Below are 23,396 nucleotides of genomic sequence, written 5' to 3'. Positions count from 1 at the left end.
TTGCCGGTGTCTCGACTTTTTATATTGAAAGGAGATATTTCCATGCCAGAAGAAAAGAACCTTTTGATCAAAGAGAACAAGCAGGTCGCGGATCTAAACCGTGTGCCGGGATTTGACCCTGTCAAGCTGCTCCAGAAGTCCGTCAAAGGGCAGGAGGGTGCGTCGGATCAGGTCCCCCAACTGATGCTGAAGTACAAGAAACTCTGGTTCCGGCTTGCCTGTCCCAATGGCAGAATTCGCCTGGTCGCGCGGCACTTGACCGAGAAAATCGCTGTTGTTGAAGCAGAGATCTATCGGGATAAAGCCGACCCTGCACCGGTTTCGAATTTTGTCGCCAGCCGCACTGCGCATGATACTCCCGGCGGGCTCTATATTCAGGCAGCCCAGTACGAGGCTGTGGACAATGCCCTGACGGATGCGGGCTTTGGGCTCCAACTTTGCGATGTCTGCAAGACTTGGGGGGAAGAGGCCTACACGAAGCCGGTATCCAAAACCATGGATGAGATGCAGGGGTACGCTGTGCAGAGTTCTGAACCTGTAATCGAGCGCCACCAGGAGGAGCAGAAAGACGAGGCCTCCACGCCTGAAATGGAACCGGTTCCCAATCAAGTTCTGTCTGAATGCACCTCTGCGACGCAGAAAGTCGTGCCGGCAGAGAACGAGAACTCTGCTGCTCATGGGTCCGATTTGGAAAAACCGAGTATGCAGCCCGGCACAAATGAAGACTCCGCCCAACCTGCGGCTCCCGAAACGGCTCATGTCGGGGTTATTCCTGACAACAGCGATAGCTTAACGACGCAGGGTGAGGAAGCGAGCGACATTTCCCTGGCCGAGCAAAGCATGCCTGCGGAGACTGTCCATGAAGCTCATCCCGTCTAAGACACGGAGGCGAAACACCGAGAGATGGAGGCCAATGCCATTGTCGGTGAGGCTGACGTACCGGGTGATGAGAGCGCGGAAGCCCAGCACGGCGCACAGGACGGCGAATTGAACGATACGGAAAAGACATCTGCTGGTGAGGCGGATCAGGTGCCCAAGGAGATGACCTTGGAGGAAGCCATGAACGTCATCGCTGATGTGGGAAGCTGCCGGGGAAAGACGCTGGCCCAGATTGCGGACCGCCGTCCGACTACGTTGCGCTGGTATTTTACGACATGCCCGGACAGCAGCGAGCATCTCAGAAAGGCGGCACGCATGGTATTTGAAAGCCTCAATCTGCAAAAGAGTGCTTGAGAGTCATCTTATGCTGACCAAGTGCGGCATGTGGGAGGTGGTGCTTCGTGGACGAGTACCCATTCAATATCCTGGACATCGCCAATATCTTACGGCTGACCGTCAGGCGGGAACTCGCCGACAGCGTTTATGTGGATTGCCCGTTCTGCAACAAGCACCGCAAGGGAAAGCTGAACCTAAATCTGATGAAGAACGTGTGGCGGTGCAACCGATGTGGCGAGAGCGGACACATGTTTGAGTTGTATGCCCGGCTGCGCGGCATCCTTGTATCCGACGCAAAACTGGAGCTGATCGACTTGCTGGCAGAAAGCATGGGACAACCCCGTGTTTCACATAGTGAGGTCGCCGTAAAAGCGATCCCAGCCGGCAGGTACAACCATGCAGTGGAGCAGTCACCAAAGGCATCCCGTGAGGAGATAGACCGCACAATGCGTGCCATGCTGGAAATGCTGAGCGTCCGGCCGGAGCATCGTGAGCACCTTCATCATGTACGCGGGCTCAATGACGACCAGATCGACTACTTGGGGTTGAAAAGCACGCCGTCCTTTAAACTGCGGCATGTGATACCCAGACGGCTCCAGGAAAGAGGCTGCACCTTGGCTGGCGTGCCGGGTTTTTTCGTGGATCGATACGGAAAGTGGACTGTAAATTTCACGACCTGGACGGCAGGCATCTTGATCCCGACACGGGACATGGATGGCTTGATCAGCGGTGCGCAGATCAGGCTGGATAAGCCAATAAAAGATGACGAGAGCGATCCGGAGGAACAGGGTACAAAATATATCTGGTTTTCCTCCTCCAACAAGAGCAAGGGCACATCGTCTGGCTGTCCGGTCAATCTCATCGGGAACAGCTATGCACGCACCGTTTACATCACAGAAGGGGCTTTTAAGGCAGGAATCGCGCACTGCCTGATGAAGCGGACCGTCCTCTCCATCCAGGGGGCTAACAACCTCAATGGCGTAAAAGAGGCGTTTCTGACACTCAAGGATCATGGAACACAGCTGATCGTGGAGGCGCTTGATATTGACAAGTTCAATAACGCTACTGTGGCGAAAGGTGCGCAGAAGATCTATCTGCTTGCCAAAAGCTGTGGACTGCGCTGCCGGTCCCTGACTTGGAACCCCAATTATAAAGGCATCGATGACTGGCAAATCGCACTCCGAATAAGACGAGCGCAGAAAAAGGAGGAACAAAAGAATTTTAAGGAACGGTTCCGAACAGATGCCTGCTCTGCGGAACAGGTTAACGAATTCGTACAGCAATGGGAAGATCTGCCGGAACCAAAGGTGTCCTTGGCAAGCTTTCTGGGAGTTAACGAGCGGGAGTTCGCAGCGTTTCAGGAAAGTATTGCTGCATTCAGCTCACTGCTGGAGCGGGAAAAAGTAAAGCGGCGCTTTCGGATCTATCAATTGGATCTGTCCACCGGCCAGGTAGTACCATTTGCATTCAAAGGGATCAAGGCGCTGGCGGAAGCCGCTTACGCGCAGCCGCCGGCCAGGTCTTACTGCCTAGTCCATGATGGTGAGATCAATACCTTTGCAAGTGATACGGATGACATGATCCTGGAGCGGATCGCTGAACAGTACAGTGACGATCTTCCGAACGGTTACTGCGGACGAAGTGTTGCGCCCTCGGATGTGCTGGAACTGTATGATGAGGGGAGCCGCAGGTACTTCTATGTGGATCAGGACCGTACGTATCTCCCGGTGAGATTTTCGCCAGCGGCGATCAGGCGAACGGTAACGGAGGAGGAGAATACTCGAGAATGGAGATGATACAAAAGGCAGAGGACCGAAAAACATTGGCTATGGCGGAGCTGCTGAAATTGATGGAAGAGTGCAGTAAACTGGATGCGGAGATCCGATTCTGCACCGGAAACCTATGCTTTACCGCCATGGTGTGGCAGGGCTGGGATTCACCAGATCCGGAGGGAAAGGCAAAAGAGATCCAGACGCAGATCAAGAAGTTGGCGAAACGCTACCCGCGGGTTGCGTGCTATTGCTTCGATGAGCACAGCACCTTGCTTTATGCGATCTGCTAAACCATGTAAGGGCACGAGACGGCAGCAACATGCCGTCCCGTGCCCTTTTTGATTCAAAAGGAGGACAGAGCAGAGTGGCTGAGTGCCAGTTGGACGAAGCATGCAGAATGGAAATTGAACAGTGGACTCTGACGTTCCGCTATCAGATGCTGGACCGGCTCAGAACCGATTGTAATTACTACCTCGGTTATGGACGCCGGTGCAGCCGATATCTATGGGCGGGAGACGTCGCTGAGCAGATCGCCTACATGAGAGCGATTTGGGACAGCTTTTCACAGGATCAGAAGCCGGAGTGGCTGAGCATGCTTCAGATCGACGACTATGAGGCTCGTATGATGGGGATGGACCAGACTACAGAGCAGAGGGGGAATGAACATGATTTACAAACAGGAAGGTGAGCAGTTCCTGTACAAGGGTGCCTGCTACAAAATTGGCGGCCGTGTGCTGACGACGGAAGCAAGCGGATACGAAGGATTGTTTGGACGCCTCGTGGAGATCCATACCAGCCGCGAAGGAGTGCCAGAACTCTACTGTACGTTTGATACTCCAGCGCTGCCGTCTAAACGGGGCATGCTGGAGGGGGCTTCGCATGAGTTCAGAAGCGCTGTTCTGCATACTGATTGCCTGGCTTATCGCGCCTCTGTCATGACGCCGGAGATGGTGATGCCGTTGGCGTCACCGGAACAGGATTACGTCTGGCAGGTGATCTATGCAGTGACAGCTCACTGGGCAACCGACGGAGAGTCTGGGGCCTATGAGCTCCCCTTCACCGATCTGAACGACGCAAAGAGACAGCTTCAGGATGATCTGTGGGAAGAATTTCAAAACGGCTGCGTGGAACGATGGCGGGAAAAGAGCCAATTCGTAGAGATGGAGACAGAGCAGAGCTACGAATGTTATCTGGATGGGGAATATAGCGAAAACCACTATTTCATTGCCGTGGAACAGCGGTTATTGTATCTATCCCCATCGTTTCTGAAGATAACAAGTGAGCAGTGGATGGCTCAAAAGATTCGGGATGATTTTTCGCATCAGGCCAAGGGGCGGCGAAATGATCGAAAACTTACCGCTGAGCAGTGGGAGCGGATTTGCCACTCGCCGGAGGTAATGCAGCGGCTCCTAAGCCAGATAAAAACCAGCTGTACCGCGTATCGGCGTTCGCTCTCAGAGGCAGCAGAGTCGCTCTTAGAGGGCAACTGTCTGCAAATCAAAGAAGAGAGGCCAGACAGTACTGCCGGAGCAATGGCCGGAAATGCGGAAAAGAGTGAGCAAAATGTGAAAGATCGATACGAATTGGAGTATCTGTTTACCTTCGTGGAAGCTTCTTCGTTTGAACAAGCGATATTATGCGATCAGCTTGTATGCCTGTGGACTGCGTTCTGTCTACATAACAAAATTGATGCAAAGGCAGACCGGTACAGTACAATTTTGCATGACCTGTGGGACCGACTTATTAAAAATGAGGAAGATCCTGCTTATTGGAGCGGATATGAATCGTTTGCCCTCTCTATGGGCAGATATTTACGGTGAAAGGAGAATGGTGTTTTTATGGGTGCGTACTCAGAGATTGATATCGACCTGAAGTACGGAGACGGTACTGAACAGCCTGTCGAGGCGTTCAGCTTGGGCCCGGAAGAAAAAGAACTCGGGCAGGAGCAAATCAGATTTGAAGATGAGGACGCCCAGAGAGCCGAGGCAGACGCCGCTCCGCAAGAGCTGAAAAAGCTGATGGGAGAAGAAAAACCGCCGAAGCAGGATACCGCACCGGCAGTGCCGAGCGTAACCGATGAGGCCGAGGCCGAAGCCAGGAGAGCCCACGAGGAGGCTGAGGCTAAGCGCAAGGCGGAGTGGGAGGCACAAAGAGAGGCAAGAAAGGCCGCGGAAGAGAAGCAGCTCCAGAAGGTTGCCGCCATGGGTGAGGAGGAACTGCTGATGTCCTCTGCAAAGCGGATCAACGCAGAGACTGAACGCCTGACGCGCAGGAATATGAAGGAATATCTGGCTGAATACCTTCAGACCCTGTGCCTGGACGACCTGGAGTTTGCCAGGCTGACCATGCACCCGCGCAAAAGTTTTATGCACTGCATCTGGTACATCAACCGCAAGGCACGGGAGTACCTGGAGCAGGAGATGAAAGACAACGGCATGCAGCGCCCCTATGGTGTCAACGGCATGTACGGAGGAGATGTTCCGGATGATGTTGTATACCAGTGGGCGGAAGACTACTACCGGGACATGAGTGCCGAGGAGGATAAGGAACCTGAGGAGGAATTTGTACCGAAGCCTTATACCGGCCCTGTGTCCACGAAAGGAAAGAAGCGGAACTCCGCCAAGAAGAAAGAGAAAAAGCCAGCGGAGAAAAAAACGGCTGCTCAGAAGCTGGCGTCCGAAGCTCCGGAAGAAGAGCAAATCTCGTTTGGCGCGTTTCTGCAAGATATGGAAAAGGCAAGCTGAAGGAGGAAAATATGCTCGCTTACAAAGGATTTCATCAGGGTCTGATCTGTCGGGATTATCAGTTCTCTATGGGACTGAATGTGACGGAAAAGGCAAACTGCCGGGCAAACGGATTTCATTGTGCTGCCAACCCGTTTGATTGCCTGTCTCACTATCCCGATACGGCTCATTCTGAGTATTACTTGGTCAATGCCGGGGGAGATATGGATGAGGACAATATCGACTCCAAGATCTCCTGCACGGAACTGACGATCCTGCGGAAACTGGAGTTGGACCAGCTGCTTTTACATGGCCTGGCCTATATGGCCGCGCATCCGCTGCAGCCATGGAGTTCGCGGGTCATTCGAGACAGCGCTACGGCATTCAACGGCTGCGCCGTGGCCAGGGGTGTGGATCCCCGCGCCAGGGGCAAGATCGGAGATATCCTGGCCCTTGCAAAAGAAAATCTCTACGGGACTGGGATAGAAGAAATCTGCCTTACCCGCGTGGATGGAAATAAGGTCCTGCCGGATACCTGGTATGGTGTAGACCTGAAGGAGAGGGTAGCGATCAGATGAACAAGAAAAAACTCTTGGCTATGTCAGCGTTGCGCGCCACCAAGAAGATCTTGGAACTGGCCGCTTTGGATGAATTGAAAACGCGGAAACTGCTGCTTCACGGCTTTCCTTATCAGGGTAAGGGCTACCAATGGGGACGATACCTGCGCAGCAAAGTGCAGGACGGCATACTGCATGTTGCTATCTTCCTCCCGGAGCCACTCCGCATGGGGGCAAGAGACGCCGCCTATGAGATCTATGTGGATCGGGCAAAAAAGCAATTTCTCACCTACGACCGGATCGAGAACCGGTGGCGCAGTGCGAAACTGGATTATCTGGATTGGCCGAAATACGTCAGCTACTCTGAAGGAAACTGGATCAGCCGATCGGATGATAAGACCATCAAACAGTATCTGAACGGAGAACGTGGGGGCTTTAGCGGCGTCCTGGATTACCAGTTGAGGCTGCGCGAGGAATCACTCCGGCGCAGATACAAGCGGGAAGTCGAGCCGTGGGACGCGGATATGGCACAGATTTCTGCATTGCCAAAGAACTGGACGCAGTGGTGCCGGAAGGTCGGGATTCCTGAAAACTATATTTTCTATCAGTACAGCCGAAGGGGAGCGACGACGGGATACTGCACTTACTGTGAGCAGGAGGTGCCGATTTCACATCCTAGGCATAATCGAGAGGGGCACTGCCCGCGCTGCCGTCGGAAGATTGCTTATAAGGCACTGGGCAAGGCAAAGTATGTTTCGACGCCCGACTGCTATATCCACCTGGTGCAACGGTACCAAAGTGGATTTGTTCTCCGCATGTTCATATGTACGCGGAGTTATACCACAGATGACGTAAAAAAAGAGAAACTGTATATGCATGAGTTTCGGCGCGTGCTCTATGACAGCCAGGCGAAAAAGGCTGGTACTTACTGCTGGGAGAACTACAAAAACCGGGAGACCCGATGGATCCCGCAGAACTATGTTTATGGATACAGTTACTATCATCGGTACTGGCATGAAGACTGGGCGGGCGCCGTCTATGGAAAAACCATTCCAGCTCTGGCAGAGAGCGTGCTGCGGTACACAGGCCTCCCGGAGGCCGTCCGGCTGCTCAGGAAGATTGATCCGGAACTCTATCTGGACACGCGCAGAAAAATCCCGATGGTGGAACAGTTGGTCAAGGCGGGACTAGGTGGATTGGCCCGGGACTGCATGTACCATTCGCGCAATTGGAACGTCACAGAACTGAAGTCAAAAGCCGGATTAGCTCGGACGCTCGGCATTGACGCACAGGAGATGAAGCGCCTTAGGGACTGTCAAGGCGGGATGGATGTTCTTGCATGGCTCCGCTGTGAAAATAGCACGGGGAAACCGATACCAGACCGTGCGATCATGTGGCTCTGCGAACATGGACTGAAGCCAAGGGATCTTGCGTTTTTGAACGGCGTCATGAGTCCTCAGCAGGTCTGCAATTATCTGAAGCGGCAAATGCGGGAGCTGAACCGGGAATGCGACTATGTCATGACCACGTGGAAAGATTATCTCTCCATGGCGGCCCGGTTGAAAATGGATCTCACAAGTGAGGCGGTCTACCGTGTGCGAAATGTGAAAAAACGCCACGATGAACTGCTTCAGTTCTTCCACACAGACAAATCCATGGTCCTTCGAGCGGGTGAAATTTTGAAAAAGTATCCGCACTTGGAGGATATCTTCCAAGAGATCAAGCCCAAGTACGAGTTTTCCGACCAGGAGTATACGATCCGTGTCCCGGAGCGCATCGAAGAGATCATCCTTGAGGGACAGATCCTATCCCACTGCGTCGGCGACAGCGAGCGGTACTGGGAACGGATCGAGCAGCGGGAAAGCTATATCCTGTTCCTGCGCCGCACCGGGGAGACTGATAAGCCTTTTTACACACTGGAAATCGAACCGAACGGGGCGATCCGGCAGAAGCGGACCCTGGGAGATGAGCAGAAAGAGGACATCCTTCAGGCGTCCCAGTTCCTGAAAAAGTGGCAGAAAGAAATCAAAAATCACCTGAGCGAGGAGGACCTGAAGCTGGCTCAGAAGAGTAAGATTTTGCGGGTCCAGGAATTTGAAGAACTCCAACGGGACCAAGTTAGGGTCCGGACCGGCAAACTGGCAGGCAGCCTCTTGTTGGATGTGCTCCAGGCGGATCTGATGGAGGCGGCGTGAGAGAAGATCATACCAGCTGTCAGATGAGAACCGAATTGATAGAAAAGAAGAAATAGAAAAGCACTTTCACAAAATTCAAATTTAAAAGAGGAGCGTACTACAATGTGTATCTATCATTCTGTCGCCCTGCGGAACGCAGTTGTAGAGGAAAACCTTTGGTGTATTGATGCGGTGATCCGCAGAAATCATGCGCTGATGCAATCTGCACACCTGGATTACGATGATGTGTACCAGTGGCTGGCACTGCGCATGATCCAGGCGGTTGCCACATTTGACCCGGACAAAGGCGTTTTGCGCCAGCATCTCTTCGCCCAGCTCCACTATGAACTCCTGAAGTGCAAGGGGAGCCAGAGGAAATACGGATTTGCCGATGCCCCCTGGGACCTTCGTGGTGCCGTTGTATCTTTGGAATGTTTGGCCGAGTGCAACCCCGACTGGGAACTGCAGATCGCGGCGTAGCGGTGAGGTATTCACAGCAGGACCGTTGTAAGAATCTGTCTACATTATAAACGATGTAGAACCATGAAAAGGAACGCGCTGACCATGTATGTGGCTGGCGCGTTCCTTTTCGCCAGATCTGAAAGGGGGGACGGCCCGGGCAGCACGATCAAAGGGTCACACGAACGTATCAGAAAGGAGCGCGATCATGAAATTGGAGTATATCACTCCGGTTGTCGGTACAGTTTATCGTAACCGCAACGGGAATCTGTACCTGTGCACGAGTGTCGAAAAGCGGCCTATGCCCTGTGAGACAACGGCGACTTTCCAGCGTATCCCGGACGGATGGACGCTGACCGCCCATGGGATCATGCAGTATGAATCCGATGAGGAGATCGTTTGGGGATATTCCGTCAACGGGCACTGGCCGCCATTGGCCTAAGGGCACCAAACATCAAAACCATTTTAGACGGTTATCGTGCCGACCTCCGTCGCGGGGACGGCTACCGATCAGAAGAAAGGTGATTATGGGAAAATCACGATTTGAGTATGAAATCAGGGGTTGCCGATATGCCCCGGAGCTGTTCCGAGCTTACAAGGGACTTCCAGGACAGGAAAAACATAAGATCCCGTTGTCTTCTGAACAGCGCCGCCAGATGGGGAATCTCTGCCTGACCAAAGGCGGACAGGCCGGCGTGGCCTATCTCAAGCACATCGAGCGGGAACAGGCGCGGCAGTGCCATGCATACAAAACCTATGGCTTTTTCCTCAAAGGGGAGCAGCACAGATATGTGTACGCTTCTAATCTGCGGTGCAGGGAAGACGACGCAATCGAAAAGCGTTTGGATATACTGCGCATGTTCCGGGACTATTTGGCCCGGACGCAGGGGTATATCGAGGAGAGCACGGAGTGCGAGTTTGACGCGCAGTTCCGCCCTGTTCATGTGCGGAAGAATTACGCGATTGCCGACCTTGCCCGGCCTGTTGTGGTCTGGCTGTATGCAGCGTGAGGAAAGGAGAATGACAATGAAGCAGCTGGGTAACTTGGCCATCGTCTGTGCGCAGCGCACTGATGTGCTGCTGCAGGTGTCGTGCGCCAAGGCGAGTATTCATGTAGGGGAAGGTCCAGAGCGGACCACCCTCTCTGCCCGGTGGGATGATGATGAAAAGATTCAGGAGATCATCCGGGAACTGAATTTTGGCCGGTATGCCAAAGACCGCTCCGCAGTGCCAACGGAGAAGTAAACCATGAAATGCAAATTTTGCGGCGGAGGTGAATTTGTAGGACATCAGCGCTGCTATATGGATGTCTTAGTAGATGAAAACGGCGACTTTCTTGCAAACCTCAGTGGAGGAGCGGACGCCAACATTTATGAAGCAGAACAGCCATACGGCCCCTTTGTCTGTCGGAGATGCGGCGCTGAGTATGAGTACCTACGGATAACGCCGTACCGACCCACGGGCCAGCAGGAAGCTGGAACAAGAAAAACAGACGAAATGAGGTATCACAATGAATGCAATGTTTGCAAAGGACAAGTTCTGGGCGCTGCTCCAGGAGGGCAAAGACAAATTGGGACAGGATGTCACAGCCGAGGCGAAGTGGCTGACCGACAGCCTTATCAAGCGCGGCCAGGACGACGCTATATGGTTCCACATCATTTTGGAGTCATACCTGGATATTGCCGTGGAGCACGGCATCAGGGATGCGGCAAGCTTGATGTGCCATGATCTGAATTACGACAAGTTTCTCAGCTTCCGCTGCTGGCTGATTGCCCAGGGGAAGAAGGACTACCTTGCCGTCATGGAAAATCCGGACTATCTGGCAGAACTCGAGACATATGCAGATTGCTCCTTTGGATTCTTAACTCGCGTTGCTGAAAAGGCGTACGAGGAATTGACCGGCGGGAATGTCTGGGACGACGTGCCGGATGGAACATATCCGGTAGTGGCTGACCTGCTGGCGCAGGAGGTCACACTCCGGGAAGGAATCGAGTTTCATCGGAACATGCAGGACATCGCCGAGTATTGCCCACGCCTGTGGAAGAAGTATGGGCCCAATCTGGCGAAATCCGAGGCTCAGCATGACCAAAATCACGCAGGTACCCAACTCCCGATGGTGATTGAAAGCGACGGTGACAGATACCCGGCCCGTATAAAGATCGGGACATATGTTACATTCGACAATCTTGCCGTGGAACGGGAAGCCCTGATCGACGGCTACTGGGAGTCTTGGGATACGTTGACCGTGAACTTGACTCCATGTTCGAAAGGCCCCAACTACGCTTTCCTTGACATCAACAACTGTGGTCAAGAATGTGTGGATTGGCTCAAAAAATATGGATTTGGGAGCCTGACTGGTGCAACGACACAGAGCGGCTTTGTACGTTATCCCGAGTTTCTGTTCTCGGAAGAAAAATTGCGCGAAGTTGATCTCAAGGGTTATGAGCGGCACGTGCGCCAGTGGAGACAGCGCAGTTCCGGAGGTACTTGCTCCGGTACGGAAAACTGAACGGAACTGGCCCTAACCATCCCCCCCACAGGCGGTGCCGCATTGCGGCACCGCCATAAGCGGGCAGGGAGGGAGCTGAGGAAAGCAGCATGGAACAAAACAAGTTGACCCAAGCCATTTATGCAGCGGGCTATACCAAAGAACGGCACCCGGAATATGTCCGTTGGGATAGCTGGCAGGGCTTCGTTTACAAAAGAGAGTACCTGGCTCAGGTTACCTGGGAAACCCCGTGCGGTCTGCTGATCAGAGGAAAGAGCGCAATGGGAATCGGCCTTGCGGAAGGCGAAGTCTCTTTTCAAGGGATCTGCTACTGTCCGGAGAACGACAACCCCATGCTCCTCTGCCCGTATGATCGAAAAGACTGCTCCCACATCCCAAAAGGCTTTCCGATACCGCATTGCCCATGCCACCGCACTGATCGGCATTATCGCTACGAGGACAGTGCGGAGAAAGCAGAGGAGGAGCTGACGCGGGAAAAGAGGCGCAGATATATGAATCTCACGCAGGGCGCCTGCTGTGCCTGCGTGGTCAGCGACACCGACTGCGGCGGCGCCGGCTTTAAGATCCAGTATGATGTGGAGAGGTGTATCCGGAGCGACTGCCGCAATCCGTTTTGCGTGGCCAGGCAGCAGGAGCGGGATCTGCGCCGGGCTAATGTGTACTATGATGTCAGGAGGGTATGGATCACCCGCACCGGTTTCCTGCGGGATCGGAAAGAAACCGTGATGAGAGGTAAAAAGGTGTTCCCGAAACCAGTGGCTCGTACAGACGCAGAGATTTGGCTTTCTGAGCGCAAAGACTCATTTGCACAGCTCCAAAGCAAAAGTACAATCTATAAACCGGATATGGCCGGGGAAATACCTGCACAGAAAGATCATCAAAGGACAGTAAGTCAATGTGTGGACCAGGACTGCGTTCACTATCAGTATCACGTTGAGAATATCCGGGTCGCCGCCCGTGAGCACCGGGATAGTGTACAAGATCAGTTGGAGACTGAGCGCGGCGTTGATGTGATATATGCGACCGACGCCCATAGGGCAGCCAGCGAAAAAAAGCGTGCGGAGAAACGAAAAAGGCAGATAAAAAAGCGGCTCCGGCAGGAACGAGCACAAGATACGTCCCAGATGGGGGCGGAGCAGACCTCGCTCTTCCAGAATGGGGCGTACACAGAGACGACTGAACCATTGGATCGATCTACTTGGATTTTTCCAAACAATGATGAAGAAAGGAAGGATAACAATGAATACCCTGACCGAACAATTTTATGATGTCATGCACAAGTACGGAAAGTCGTTTGGAATCGCAGGCGTCCAGAAAAACCTGGAGCAGTGGAAAGCTGGGAAGAAAGACCTGCACGCGCTGCTCCAAAAGCACCCTGACTGGAATGAGGACGAGATGGCGGTCGTTCTTCACTATGAAGATATTCGGGACATTGACCGAAGCTGTGTGGATGAAGGTGTTTTTGAAATGACGCAGTTGGCCAAGGACTGCGGTCTCTGCGGTGAACTGTTCGACAACTTTACCGGCGCGTTGGATGCCGCCACAAGAGACTATCGACGTGTTCCCAATGATAGCAGATTGGCAGATATCCGCCGCCTCGGAGGGATCGAATGTGCGCCGGGCCAGAAGGCCAGCCGGATCGTCAACCGGCTCTGCCTGAAATTCGGCTTGGACCGCTATGTTGTGGACAAGGAAGAGTCTTCACCGGATGGGACAAAGACCATGCGGCAGATACATCCCTATAACGCGATCTTTGCCCGGCTCGCCGATGCGCTGAACCCAGGTGTGGAGCAGAGGGTAGGGGTCCTCTCCATCCATCCCTGCGACTTCCTGGAGATGTCCAACAAGGACAACTCCTGGCACTCTTGTCACTGCTTAGAGGACGGGGGGTACCAGGCAGGCGCTCTCTCCTACATGGGAGATACGGTCACTATGATTTTTTACACGGTGGCATCTGATGTGGAAAGGGAGTTCCATAAGGCCCCGCGGATCACACGGGAGGTCTTCTGCTATTATGATGGGACACTGCTGCAGTCCAGACTCTACCCTACGGACCGGGCAGACCAGAGAGAGCGCTATATGGATTTGGTGGAACGGGTCATTACCACATGTCTGGACGTGCCGAATCAATGGATTACGCAGGCTATTACACATAGCACCGATAAATATTGGCTCACGGACCGAAATGCGCTCCATTATAGAGACTACAATAATGGATATGCGGTTGTCTCATTGCTTCAGGGACAGGAGTTCCAGCACAAAATTTTTGTGATTGGGTCCCAGGCATACTGTGTCTGCTGCGGGCAGGAATTATATTATGAGGACAGGCTCAAGTGCTCCAGCTGCAGGGGAACTATTATCTGCAAAGAGTGCGGGAGAGAAGTAGGTACCGCATATGGGGAATACGACGACGAAGCAAGCGCATTTTTCTGTGGTGACTGCCGGCCTCGCTGCCGTTTCTGCAGCACCCTTATTCAGGGAGAGGTCTACCGAGTACAAAGACACCGACATGGTCTGCCCGCAAATGCGTGTCGGACGTGCTATGAAGAATTGACAGAAGCATGCAGACAGTGTCAGTGCACGTCTGTCTGTGAAGCCGTGGACGCGGCCGTATTTTGCGGACACTCGGAATGGTTCCCTGAAGCGGCCTGATGGGAGAGGAGAAACGTATGAACCAGAAACTGGACTATCAATTATTGGAGAAGATCCTGCGGCAGACCCAGCCGGAGCTCAAGCAGATGTTGAACAGCCGCTTGAAGGAACAGGGCTACCAGACGACAGTAGAGTGCGGCTACCTATATGCTCCAGGCGACGTTCCGGTGCTCCTGGTGGCTCATCTGGATACTGTACATCGCCAGCCGGTACAGATCATCTGTTATTCAGAAAATAGGCGGATCGCCATGTCTCCTCAGGGGATCGGCGGAGATGATCGGGCAGGTGTTTTCATGATCTTACAGATCATCAAGAAAGCACGGTGCCACGTCCTCTTCTGTGAAGATGAGGAGATCGGAGGCAAGGGCGCGGAACAGTTTGCCAAGAGCGGAATCAAGCCGCAGGTCAACTACCTCGTGGAGTTAGACCGGAGAGGCCGGAATGACGCGGTATTCTATGGGTGCGCCAATCAGGAGTTCATACAATTTGTGGAAGGTTTCGGCTTCCAGGAGGAGTTTGGCACCTTCAGCGATATCTCCATCATTGCACCGCAGCTGGAGACTGCGGCGGTCAATATCAGCGCCGGCTACTATTATGAACATTCTCCCCGGGAATACATCGACCTGGTACATATGATGAACAATGTGCAGCGGGTCATCAAGATGGCGCAAACAGATTGCGGGCACTTCCGGTATGTTTGGGGAAGGTCATTCGGCTTTGGCGGATGGCAGGAACGTCTCCCGCTTTGGGACTTCACACCAGAGGAAAAGGTTCAGGACCTGATGGAGGTTCCCACGGAGGCATATGTCAAAGTAAACGGACAAGTGGTAGAAAACGGACTACTACACTATATGGATAAGAGCGGCAATGTCTATGACTACCTGGATGAGGTTGGAGCTGCGGTATTGGCTGAGCACACGAAAGCGTACACGCTGGACGATCAGCCGCTGGAATTTTCCGAGCACCTCGCGGAACCAGTAGAGGTTATGACATTGGAGGAAGCGTTCAGGTTCCTGAACGCGATCTGAAATTAGATGCAAACGCGCCCCGTGCCAACAGCTGTTGGTACGGGGCTACTTTTTTCTAAAGGTTGATCGAGTTACCAATTATCTTATCCAATCTCCATAAGCATGTGTAAAGAGGAATCCCGCAGGGACCATGCTGGTCTCTGCGGGATTCCTCTTTGTCAGTATCCAGTTGTCAAGTGGAGATCAGAGAATCGTTGTATAGCAGCTTCTCAACACTTGGCTCCTGGATGAGGTGTTTAGTTCAGCTGGGTCCAGTCCTCTGTGTTGCCGCTCTTAGTGTAGTCGTGGGCGTTGGTGGCCTCCATGATCTGGAAGTAGCCCCAGTGAGAGCGGGGCACGTCGCTGAACTGTACCAGGTCGGACTGGTGGTCGATCACATAATCCCGATCCGCCGCGCGGCCCAGCATGTTGTTGACGATGGTGGTCACCTGAGCGCGGGTAATCTGGTCGTTGGGACCGAAATTCCCGTTGGTGTAGCCGCCGATCCAGCCGTAGCTGGCCGCCTGGGCCACGTAGGTGTAGAACCAGTCGCTGCGGGACACGTCGCCGAAGTAGCACACGGCGTTGTCAGGCTCGTAGGCGAAGGCCAGGGCGATGACGCAGAACTCGGCCCGGGTGATGGGGTCGTTGGGCCGGAAGGTGCCGTCGGGATCGCCGGAGACCATGCCCAGAGAGGCCAGGGTGTTCACCGCGGTGGCGTACCACGCATCGGCGGGCACGTCGGAGAAGCTCTTGGTGATGGTCACGTCCTTGTTCAGCAGCAGGGCGTAGAACATCTGGGCCACCTCGGCGCGGGTCATGGAGTTATCGGGGCCGAAGGTTCCGCCGGGATAGCCGGAGAGGTAGGCCGTGTGGTCGGTGGTGTTCAGCCAGCGGGACACGCCGGTGACGCTGGGGTCGGCCAGGACCACGGTGGGGGTGACGGAGAAGGCCGCCTCGCTGCCGGAGGTGCGGATGACGCCCTCGGCGCCGGTGGAGGTGGCGGTGTAGCCGTCGGCGGTCTCGATGATGACCTCATAGCGGGTGCCCTCGGGCAGGTTGCGGATGACGATCTTGTCGCCGCCGGTCAGGGTGATCTCGTCGCCGCTGCCGATGGTGCCGGTGTAGTCGCCGTTGTAGTAGAAGTTGTTCTCCAGCTCGTCTCCGTCCTCGTCGGTGAAGATGACGGTGAAGGTGAAGTCCTCATTGCCGCCGCTGCCGCCCAGGGAGATGGTCAGGTTGCCGGTGGGGTCGCTGTTATCGCTGCCGCCGCCGGAACCACCGCCGGGGTTGGTGCCAGGGGTAGAGGCGTCGGTCCATACCAGAGCATAGGGAGAGAACTGGCCGGCCTCAACATGGAACTTGATCCCCGCGTCTGATTTCTGGATGTTTACCGCAGTGGGGGTAATATTCGCAAGGTCGCTGAGTTCAAAGCCAGAGTTCTCACCATCCCGGTGCAGGCCCGCAAAGTGCAGCAGGGTGAAGTTGGTGCTTCTGTCGGTGCCGCTGGGATAGCCCCAGTAGATGTCGGTGCCATTGCTGGACTTGATCCAGGCGTTGCCGTTGTTGGCGTCCACCAGGTCCAGATACTTGATCTGATACTCACGGTCCGCATCCGCGCCGCCGAGGACGGCGTCCACTTTGTCCTTCAGGGCGCTGGTGCGGTTAACATCCGTGTCAATGATGTCGTCGAACAGCAGGGAGGGCAGACTGCCTGTGGGCAGTTCCACGCCGGTGTCATTCAGGGTGTATGTAGTACCATCTGCCGGGGCAACCGCCGTGGCAGAGCCAGGGGTGACAGAGGAGGGAGCCTGAGTCTCAATGGGACTGGTGGCGTTGCTGCTCTGTACCGCGCGGACGGTGAGGATGCCAGTATTCGTGGAAACGGTGTATACCGCCTGACCTGCCGTCGCAGTAACGTCATCGTCACCAGAGAAGATCGCGATGGTGTGAGTATCGAAAACCTCATCCGTTGTTGCAACAGTATCACTTTCGATTACGTTGCCATCTTCATCAATAAACTGGATGCGGATTGGTGTGCCAGAACTCTTCGTATCGACCAGTCTGTAATAGGTTGTCCCTTCCGAATCTGTACCAGCCACTTCCACATGCCAGCTGTTGCCGGTGCCGTGATTGGTAAAGGTCAGATTTTCTGGATCGGCCCCGCTGCCTTCCGGCGTGTTGATCTTGAACAGCGGCTCGGGGAAAGAGCTGCTTGTGATCGTACTTCCGCTCTCGTTAACGACTCCTTCGTAGCCGGCGACGCCGCCCTCGTAGATCGTGATGTCGGCGGGAGTAATGACAACTGGGGCGGACTCGACAACAACAGCGGAAGCTGTACCGTCCATCGCAGTGTCTTGGCTCAAGTCATAATTTGTCAGTTTATCGTTTAAAAATTCTGCGGCAAGCGCAACGGCCATGGGATCGCTGGGTTCGCCAAATATGTTTGCCCAAGCGTCATTAGGCGATGTTGTGAGCAGACTGCGAGCCTTCTGATATAAGGTGCGGGACTCACCCGTTGCCGTAAGATCAATCTTGGCGGTAATGTTGGCATTTGTCTGGAGCTGTATCCCTTGCGTCTGCACATCATCTTTCAACTGGAAAACCAGATTGTCAAGCGTCATGGGCTGGCGCAGCGTATTCTCTGTAGACGGGTAGACCTTAGAAATCCACTCCGCAGTTACTGTAATGGTCATGCAGCCATCCTCATCCGGCGTTATGCTGCTGGGAGAAAATGTGATTGTGTAATTGCCGTTTTCGTCAGGAGTATCTGGAATTGTTGCTTCCTTAATATTTGTGCTTGTCGGCTTCAGGAATGGGCAGTTGAAGGTAAAACTTGCCTGTCCGTCTGTCCCACTTACAAACTCCAGATTATTATCCACCTTCAGAGAAAGGGTAAATGTGGCAAATTTCTGGATCGCACTATCCTGCGCAAAACTATTGACATCTCCACCCATTCTGGCAGAGACTCGGTAATGAATCGTTCCAGTTTCGTCGAGATATACCGTATCACCAGAATATTCTCCAAAATCCGGTTCGCCGTGCAAGCTGCTCCACTGGGTCAGCAAGACATTTTCGCTGGTGGCGCTGCTGTCCCTCTCAAGCACATCAATTTTGAAGTCTGGATAACTCTCTGCATTGGCCCAAGCGGCCTGCGCCTTAGCCAGCTTTTCTGCGGCCTCGGTCTGTGCCGCTGTCGGCTCCTGGCCTTCCGCCGCTTCCGTGGGATAGAACAGCTCCCACTGGGCGGTCAGCGTAATGGTATCATCCTCTCCGGCTAACAAAGAAGTGGCCTGAACTGTGCAGGTGTTCTCTTGGGTCTCGTATAAGTTCCCCTTCTCATCCTGCCAGCCCGCAAAGGCATAATACCCTTCGTCGCCAAAGACCAGATAGTCTTTGTACTGTCCGCCCTGGGCAATGGTAAAATACCGATCTTTTTTGACCGAGGTTTGATACTTGCCAAGTTCTTCGTCCAAGTCAGTGAGTCCATCATTGCCGATGACCATACCGCCTGCTGTATCGACTGGATAGATGTTTCGGTTTTCCAGTGTGGGAAGATTAGGAACGTATTGAATCTGATATGTTGCTGCCGGAGTCACTTCGCCCTCCCATGAGTCAGGCGCAATATCGGTCCAGCAGTAAACAATGTAGTACCGGTTTGAGCTATTTGGTTTTGCATTGATCTTGCTCAAATCAAATGAATATACATTATCCGAACTGTTATTGTTAGCCTCAACAATCTCATCTGAGGATACAACTGTGCCTGTATCCATTGTTGCATAATTTATGGTCGATGCATTTGTCCATATGATCTGATAAAGGTACCATCTCGTGTTGTTGCTGTCATCAATAAAGGGGATCGCAACATCAGAGCGATCTTCTTCGGTCATGTCTTTGGTCATCGGATAAACATCGATCTTATTATTTTCCCTCTTCTCAGAAGGCCATGCGTTAGCTGTTATCTTATGGGGAGGATTTAAGATATCGGATTCACCCGCATCGATTCCGCTGGCCGCGTCTTTCAGATTGGTATTCTCTGTGTTCTTTAGAGTGTCGTCCATTGTTTTATGGAGAGCCACGATCGCCGCACCAGAATTGTCCGTATATCCAGCGGTGAACCCTTTAACAGGCAGCAAAGACAACATCAATCCCAGCATAAGCAGATAGCTGAGCGCGCGGTTCAAGTTTTTGCTTCCAGCTTTCATGATAAAATTCCTTTCTGCTTCGTATGGGGACGCGTAGCACAAGGCTACGCGTCCCAAATAAAGAAGCGAATTTGTCAGTTATTATCAGTAAACTGGTACTCAACTGCGGTTTCAATAAAATCTGTTTCATCACCGTCCGCCAAATTCCAGTAAACTTCTCCAGAGGCATTAAAACCAGCTGCTTCAAAAGCGCTCGATTCAGTACTATCCGGATCGACATCATCAAGGATGTTAATATTCGTCCCTCCAGAATCCGAGGCCCCGACAACAACCATGGTTGCCCAACAAGTATCAGCATATCCGCCACGGACATTCTTACTTACGACACCACCGGTACTGCCGCCAAAAATGGACGGCAATGCAGTGGGCGAAGTGGTGGAATAGCAGAATTCTACTCTGGCGTTGTTGATGCCCACAATGCCGCCGCCGTTGGCGAGCCCGGTAATAGTGGTATTCCGGCTGGAGCAGAAGCGCACTGTGGTATTACGAGTAAAACCAACCACACCTGCTGCGGTGCGGCCGCTGGCGCTGCTATTACGAACCTGCACATTCTGGATCAGAACCCGCTGACTAGAGGTGCCGTCTGCCAGACCAGCCAAAGGCGCAGAATAGGTAGAGGCATACTGAGCAGTGATGTTGTCCAGCGTCAGGTTGGCAACAATCTGCCCCGCGCCCAGAGCGGCGAACATGCCGCTACACACGATGTCGGACTCGGAGGAGGTGTAGTACGCGCTGTCAACAGCCCTAAAAGTGGCGTTGGAAATGGTTTTGCCATTGCCGTTGAAGTTGCCCTTGAAGGTCATGGAATCATAGGTGGTGTTGTTACAGTCGATGTCAGCACCCAAGGTAATCAGTTGTCCCGCAACTACCACGTCAGAGTTTTCCACAAATGTGTCCCACTCAGTTTTTGTATAGATGGTAACATCATCATGATCTTCCAATTTCTCCAGGAAAGTTTTATCCGTAGCTGGAACATCTACTTTAGCATACAGGGTGGTATTCCCAGTAACAGTCGTACCCACCACAAAAGAATTGGTGCAGTCAGCATTGGTGTACCAGCCCTCGATTTCCTGGCCGCCGGACAGCTCCACCGCAATTTCTCGAATTTCAGCCCCTGCGGGCAGCTTCCAGGTGATGGTGGTGTCCTCGTCCACTACGTAGTCCACTGTGTAGACTGTGGCATTGGGGGCGCAAAGAGCCAACATGACGTCCTCAGCATCCTGGTTGACTAAGATCTGCTGAGCCTCGCTGCCAGCGCCAAGAGCTCCAGCCGCCAGCTGGATGTCCTGATCCACCAGATACCCGGCCAGGGTCTCCAGGGACAGGCCCGCGGCATTCTCAAAGCCGCCGGTCCACTTGTTGTCCCCAGTCTCCTCCAGAATCAGTGCGAACTGGTCGGCGCTGATATCAACACCACCCACGTTCAGATTGAATTTCAGGGTGGCAGTACCTTCGCCGACTTCCTCCACGTACAGATCCCCGGTGTTGGGGGTGGTGGGGGTAGTGGGGGTAAAGACTGCGCCGTCGCTAAGGGTCACTGTGGCAACATAACTGGTCACCGCGCTGTTCAGCGGCGCAGTAAAGATATAGCTGCCATTGACAACTTCACTGTCAGTGACATTGGAGATTTCAATGTCACTGATAGTCGGCACAGCAGTCTCTACCTCAACAGGCTCTTCCGCAGTTTCCGGCTGAACAGGCTCCGCACTATCGGTCTCTTCCGTAGCGGACTCCGGCTCAGCGGGTTCCTCAACCGGAATTTCATCGGCCGGGACAAGCTCTTCCGCTGGGATTTCCGGCTCCGTCGGTTCCTCGATCTCCGTTTCCAGCTGAACCGGTTCTTCTACTGGGGTCTCGGTCTGAACAGTGATCTCTTCCTCCGGAAGAGTTGTGTCCTCACCCTCCGCCGCCAGTGCCGTCACCGGGGTCAGAGACAGGACCATAGCCAATGCCATTGCGGACGCCAAAAGTTTCTGTTTCATGCTCGGTTCTCCTCCTTTACTATATCAGTCTGTACGCGTTTCGGGCCGCGGGCCCCTTACGGCGCGCTGCTCACCTCCTTACTTTGATCCCAGCCGATGGTCAGCTGTTCCGTCTCCAGCAGGTTGTCACAGGTCTGCTCCACCAGGTGGTCCAGGCGGAGGCGCACGTCGTCCTGAATATCCTGCCACATCCGCTTGAGGCACCTTGGGTTCACCTTTTCCTCCTCCACCCGGGCGTCCCGGCACAGCTGTTTCATGCTGTCAGTCACGGCGGTTCTGCCAATGGGATTCCCATATCGGGTCTGAAACAGGGGGCCGCTGACCACTCCGCTGCGTTTGGCATAATCCTTCAGTTCCTGATGCAGGCAGTCTGGAAGACGCACCGGACATGGGGCCTCCCCCCGCAGGGCCTCCGCCGTCAGCCGGGGCAGATCGCTCACGGTCAAATCCGTACTGCCAAACAACTTTATCAGCAGATAGATCCGCTCCTTGCCCAGGGTCCGGGCCGTAGACAAGAGCCTTAGATATTCCAGCCGGGTCAGTTCCGGCAGGTCAGCCTCCGCCACTTCCAACCTGCCCCGGGCCTGCAGCTCACGCCGCCCCAGAAATGCCACCAGGTGGTTGGCGGCCGACACGCGGGTATTCACCGTCCGTGGGGAGTACCCGTCCGCGAGCATGTCCCCCTGCCACTGATCCAAAGTGCCTGGCCGCAGCGTTTTGTCGGGGGGCAGGGCGTCGTACAGCTGGTACACGCTGCGCCGGTACGTCTCCAGCGTGCCTGGGGTCCGTTCCTTTCGAATCAATTCCCCCAAAAATTCTTCCAGCAGATCCTTCGTCAACTCCAGCTCTGCTGGTTGCGGGAGCACCTTGGATTCCAACATCGCGTTCACGTTTGCCACCCCCGTTTCCCTCGTGGGCAAAATAATTGTTTTGCCTTCTTCTGGAGCGCCGAAAGGCGTTGGAAATATGGATTGAGCCGTTGGCTCAGCTCGTCTTTCACCGTGTAAAACGTCGAAAAGGCGCAAAAATCCAGGCCGCATGAAAACAAGTTTTCGCGCGGCTAGATTTTCACGCCCAAAATCCGCACGGTACCTTGAAAATTCGGATTGCCCGTGCTACAATGCTTTTAAACATATGTAAAGATTTGGCTCTTTTATCAAATGATGTAGGCAAAACAATTATTAAGTTTTATTGGACAAGATGCATGTTCCGTAAAATCTTTGTGTGTTCCGAACCCGTGGACATCAGGTAAATCCTGGTGGTCTCTACGCTGCTGTGGCCCAGTACGTCGGCCAGCTTCACTACATCTCGGCATACCTTATAAAATGTCCGGGCAAACAGGTGCCGCAGGTTATGGGGAAACACTTTGCTGGAGGCGACCCCAGCTTTTTTGCACAGCCGTTTCATCTCGGCCCAGATCTGCCGCCGGGATAAACTTTTGCCGCTTCTGGTGAGAAAAATCTCACCGGAAGTGATTTTTTTTGCTCGAGCGTATTTTTTCAGCTTCCGGCACAGCTTCCCGGGGAGCAAAATTACCCGCAGCTTGCCTTTGAGGGAGATCTCCGCCCGCCCAGCGCGGACTGCCTCCAAAGTGATATACCGTACCTCGCTCACCCGGACGCCGGTGGAACAGATGGTCTCCAATAGCAGAGCCAGGCGGTCTCTCCCCAGGTTGTGGGCGGTGTCCAGCAGACGCTGGTACTCCTCCCGGCTCAGGTCCCGGCGGTCATCCCGGAACAGCTTTCGCTGGATTTTCAGAGACCGGATTTTACAGTCTTCCCAGCCCAGAAAGGCAAAAAACTGATTCACTGCCGCCACCATGGAATTTACCGTCACTGGAGCGTAGCTCCGATCCAGCAGATCGTCACGCCAGTCTCTCGCCCGCTCTCGTGTGACTGGTTGCCCAGCCAGCCAGTGGAGAAAGGCTGCGGCGTCCCTCAGATATTTTTCAATCGTCCCGGGACTGCGCTCCTCCGCGTGAAGATGTCTGGCATAGGCAGCGAGGTGATCTTGGGTCAGTTGACGCTCATTCATGACAAAGTCCTCCAAAACAGCAAGAATACGATTATTATACCTTTCTGCCATTCGCTCATTCTCAAAGCGCTGTGGATACAAAGCCAATAGCAGCTGCGGATCAATGA

21 protein-coding genes are annotated in these 23,396 nt (G+C 53.8%); 17 read left to right on the top strand and 4 right to left on the bottom strand.

The features are described 5' to 3' along the window. The first annotated feature begins 42 nt into the window (after nt 1-42). The 17 genes from B5F19_RS05435 (at nt 43) to B5F19_RS05355 (ending at nt 15,089) form a co-directional block, all read left to right on the top strand. On the top strand, nt 43-879 hold the full coding sequence (locus B5F19_RS05435) for a hypothetical protein (RefSeq protein WP_087288751.1): 837 nt from the start codon (nt 43-45) through the stop codon (nt 877-879). 24 nt (nt 880-903) lie between these two features. Continuing rightward, the gene (locus B5F19_RS05430; protein ID WP_087288749.1) at nt 904-1,233 is read left to right on the top strand and encodes a hypothetical protein; all 330 of its coding nucleotides are present in this window, start codon (nt 904-906) and stop codon (nt 1,231-1,233) included. Between the two features lie 47 nt (nt 1,234-1,280). Further along, the gene (locus B5F19_RS05425; RefSeq protein ID WP_087288747.1) at nt 1,281-3,011 is read left to right on the top strand and encodes a YodL domain-containing protein; all 1,731 of its coding nucleotides are present in this window, start codon (nt 1,281-1,283) and stop codon (nt 3,009-3,011) included. Continuing rightward, the gene (locus B5F19_RS05420; protein ID WP_087288745.1) at nt 3,002-3,277 is read left to right on the top strand and encodes a hypothetical protein; all 276 of its coding nucleotides are present in this window, start codon (nt 3,002-3,004) and stop codon (nt 3,275-3,277) included. The genes B5F19_RS05425 and B5F19_RS05420 overlap by 10 nt, the downstream gene beginning before the upstream one ends. Before the next feature lie 29 nt (nt 3,278-3,306). Further along, nucleotides 3,307-3,675: an LPD11 domain-containing protein gene (locus B5F19_RS05415; protein WP_343219417.1), complete on the top strand. Its 369-nt coding sequence runs from the start codon at nt 3,307-3,309 to the stop codon at nt 3,673-3,675. After that, nucleotides 3,653-4,807, top strand: a complete 1,155-nt coding sequence (locus B5F19_RS05410; protein WP_087288744.1) for a hypothetical protein — start codon at nt 3,653-3,655, stop codon at nt 4,805-4,807. Before B5F19_RS05415 ends, B5F19_RS05410 begins: the two co-directional genes overlap by 23 nt. An 18-nt stretch (nt 4,808-4,825) precedes the next feature. After that, complete coding sequence (locus tag B5F19_RS05405) at nt 4,826-5,731, top strand: Cas9 inhibitor AcrIIA9 family protein (RefSeq protein ID WP_087288742.1); 906 nt, start codon at nt 4,826-4,828, stop codon at nt 5,729-5,731. An 11-nt stretch (nt 5,732-5,742) separates the two neighbouring features. Then, the gene (locus B5F19_RS05400; RefSeq protein WP_087288741.1) at nt 5,743-6,288 is read left to right on the top strand and encodes a hypothetical protein; all 546 of its coding nucleotides are present in this window, start codon (nt 5,743-5,745) and stop codon (nt 6,286-6,288) included. Beyond that, the gene (locus B5F19_RS05395; protein ID WP_087288739.1) at nt 6,285-8,462 is read left to right on the top strand and encodes a PcfJ domain-containing protein; all 2,178 of its coding nucleotides are present in this window, start codon (nt 6,285-6,287) and stop codon (nt 8,460-8,462) included. Before B5F19_RS05400 ends, B5F19_RS05395 begins: the two co-directional genes overlap by 4 nt. Nucleotides 8,463-8,564: 102 nt before the next feature. Continuing rightward, nucleotides 8,565-8,921 carry a hypothetical protein gene (locus B5F19_RS05390; RefSeq protein WP_087288738.1) on the top strand — a complete coding sequence of 119 codons (357 nt, stop codon included), beginning with the start codon at nt 8,565-8,567 and terminating at the stop codon, nt 8,919-8,921. 187 nt (nt 8,922-9,108) lie between these two features. Then, entirely contained in the window at nt 9,109-9,342 is a 234-nt protein-coding gene (locus B5F19_RS05385; RefSeq protein ID WP_087288736.1) for a hypothetical protein, read from the top strand. Nucleotides 9,343-9,532: 190 nt separating this feature from the next. Further along, nucleotides 9,533-9,910, top strand: a complete 378-nt coding sequence (locus B5F19_RS05380; protein WP_242972708.1) for a hypothetical protein — start codon at nt 9,533-9,535, stop codon at nt 9,908-9,910. A gap of 16 nt (nt 9,911-9,926) precedes the next feature. Beyond that, nucleotides 9,927-10,145 carry a hypothetical protein gene (locus B5F19_RS05375; protein WP_087288732.1) on the top strand — a complete coding sequence of 73 codons (219 nt, stop codon included), beginning with the start codon at nt 9,927-9,929 and terminating at the stop codon, nt 10,143-10,145. A 265-nt stretch (nt 10,146-10,410) separates the two neighbouring features. After that, a complete protein-coding gene (locus tag B5F19_RS05370) occupies nt 10,411-11,409 on the top strand; it encodes a DUF4240 domain-containing protein (RefSeq protein ID WP_087288731.1) in 999 nt (332 codons plus the stop codon). 89 nt (nt 11,410-11,498) lie between these two features. Continuing rightward, the gene (locus tag B5F19_RS05365) at nt 11,499-12,677 is read left to right on the top strand and encodes a hypothetical protein (protein ID WP_087288727.1); all 1,179 of its coding nucleotides are present in this window, start codon (nt 11,499-11,501) and stop codon (nt 12,675-12,677) included. Continuing rightward, nucleotides 12,649-14,061, top strand: a complete 1,413-nt coding sequence (locus tag B5F19_RS05360; RefSeq protein WP_087288725.1) for a hypothetical protein — start codon at nt 12,649-12,651, stop codon at nt 14,059-14,061. Before B5F19_RS05365 ends, B5F19_RS05360 begins: the two co-directional genes overlap by 29 nt. Before the next feature lie 17 nt (nt 14,062-14,078). Then, entirely contained in the window at nt 14,079-15,089 is a 1,011-nt protein-coding gene (locus tag B5F19_RS05355) for a hypothetical protein (RefSeq protein WP_087288723.1), read from the top strand. A gap of 236 nt (nt 15,090-15,325) precedes the next feature. On the opposite strand, the gene B5F19_RS17070 is transcribed toward B5F19_RS05355, so the two are convergent. From B5F19_RS17070 to B5F19_RS05325, 4 genes are all read right to left on the bottom strand, one after another. Beyond that, complete coding sequence (locus B5F19_RS17070; protein WP_140394166.1) at nt 15,326-18,574, bottom strand: S-layer homology domain-containing protein; 3,249 nt, start codon at nt 18,572-18,574, stop codon at nt 15,326-15,328. A gap of 773 nt (nt 18,575-19,347) precedes the next feature. Beyond that, on the bottom strand, nt 19,348-21,255 hold the full coding sequence (locus B5F19_RS05335; protein WP_087288714.1) for an InlB B-repeat-containing protein: 1,908 nt from the start codon (nt 21,253-21,255) through the stop codon (nt 19,348-19,350). Between the two features lie 56 nt (nt 21,256-21,311). Continuing rightward, on the bottom strand, nt 21,312-22,154 hold the full coding sequence (locus B5F19_RS05330; protein ID WP_087288710.1) for a hypothetical protein: 843 nt from the start codon (nt 22,152-22,154) through the stop codon (nt 21,312-21,314). Nucleotides 22,155-22,443: 289 nt separating this feature from the next. After that, nucleotides 22,444-23,289, bottom strand: coding sequence for a tyrosine-type recombinase/integrase (locus tag B5F19_RS05325; RefSeq protein ID WP_087288707.1), 846 nt, complete (start codon nt 23,287-23,289; stop codon nt 22,444-22,446). Nucleotides 23,290-23,396: the final 107 nt, after the last annotated feature.

The sequence above is a fragment of the Pseudoflavonifractor sp. An184 genome (assembly GCF_002160305.1).
Classification (GTDB): domain Bacteria; phylum Bacillota; class Clostridia; order Oscillospirales; family Oscillospiraceae; genus Lawsonibacter; species Lawsonibacter pullicola.
This window is presented reverse-complemented; position numbering and strand designations above follow the sequence as displayed.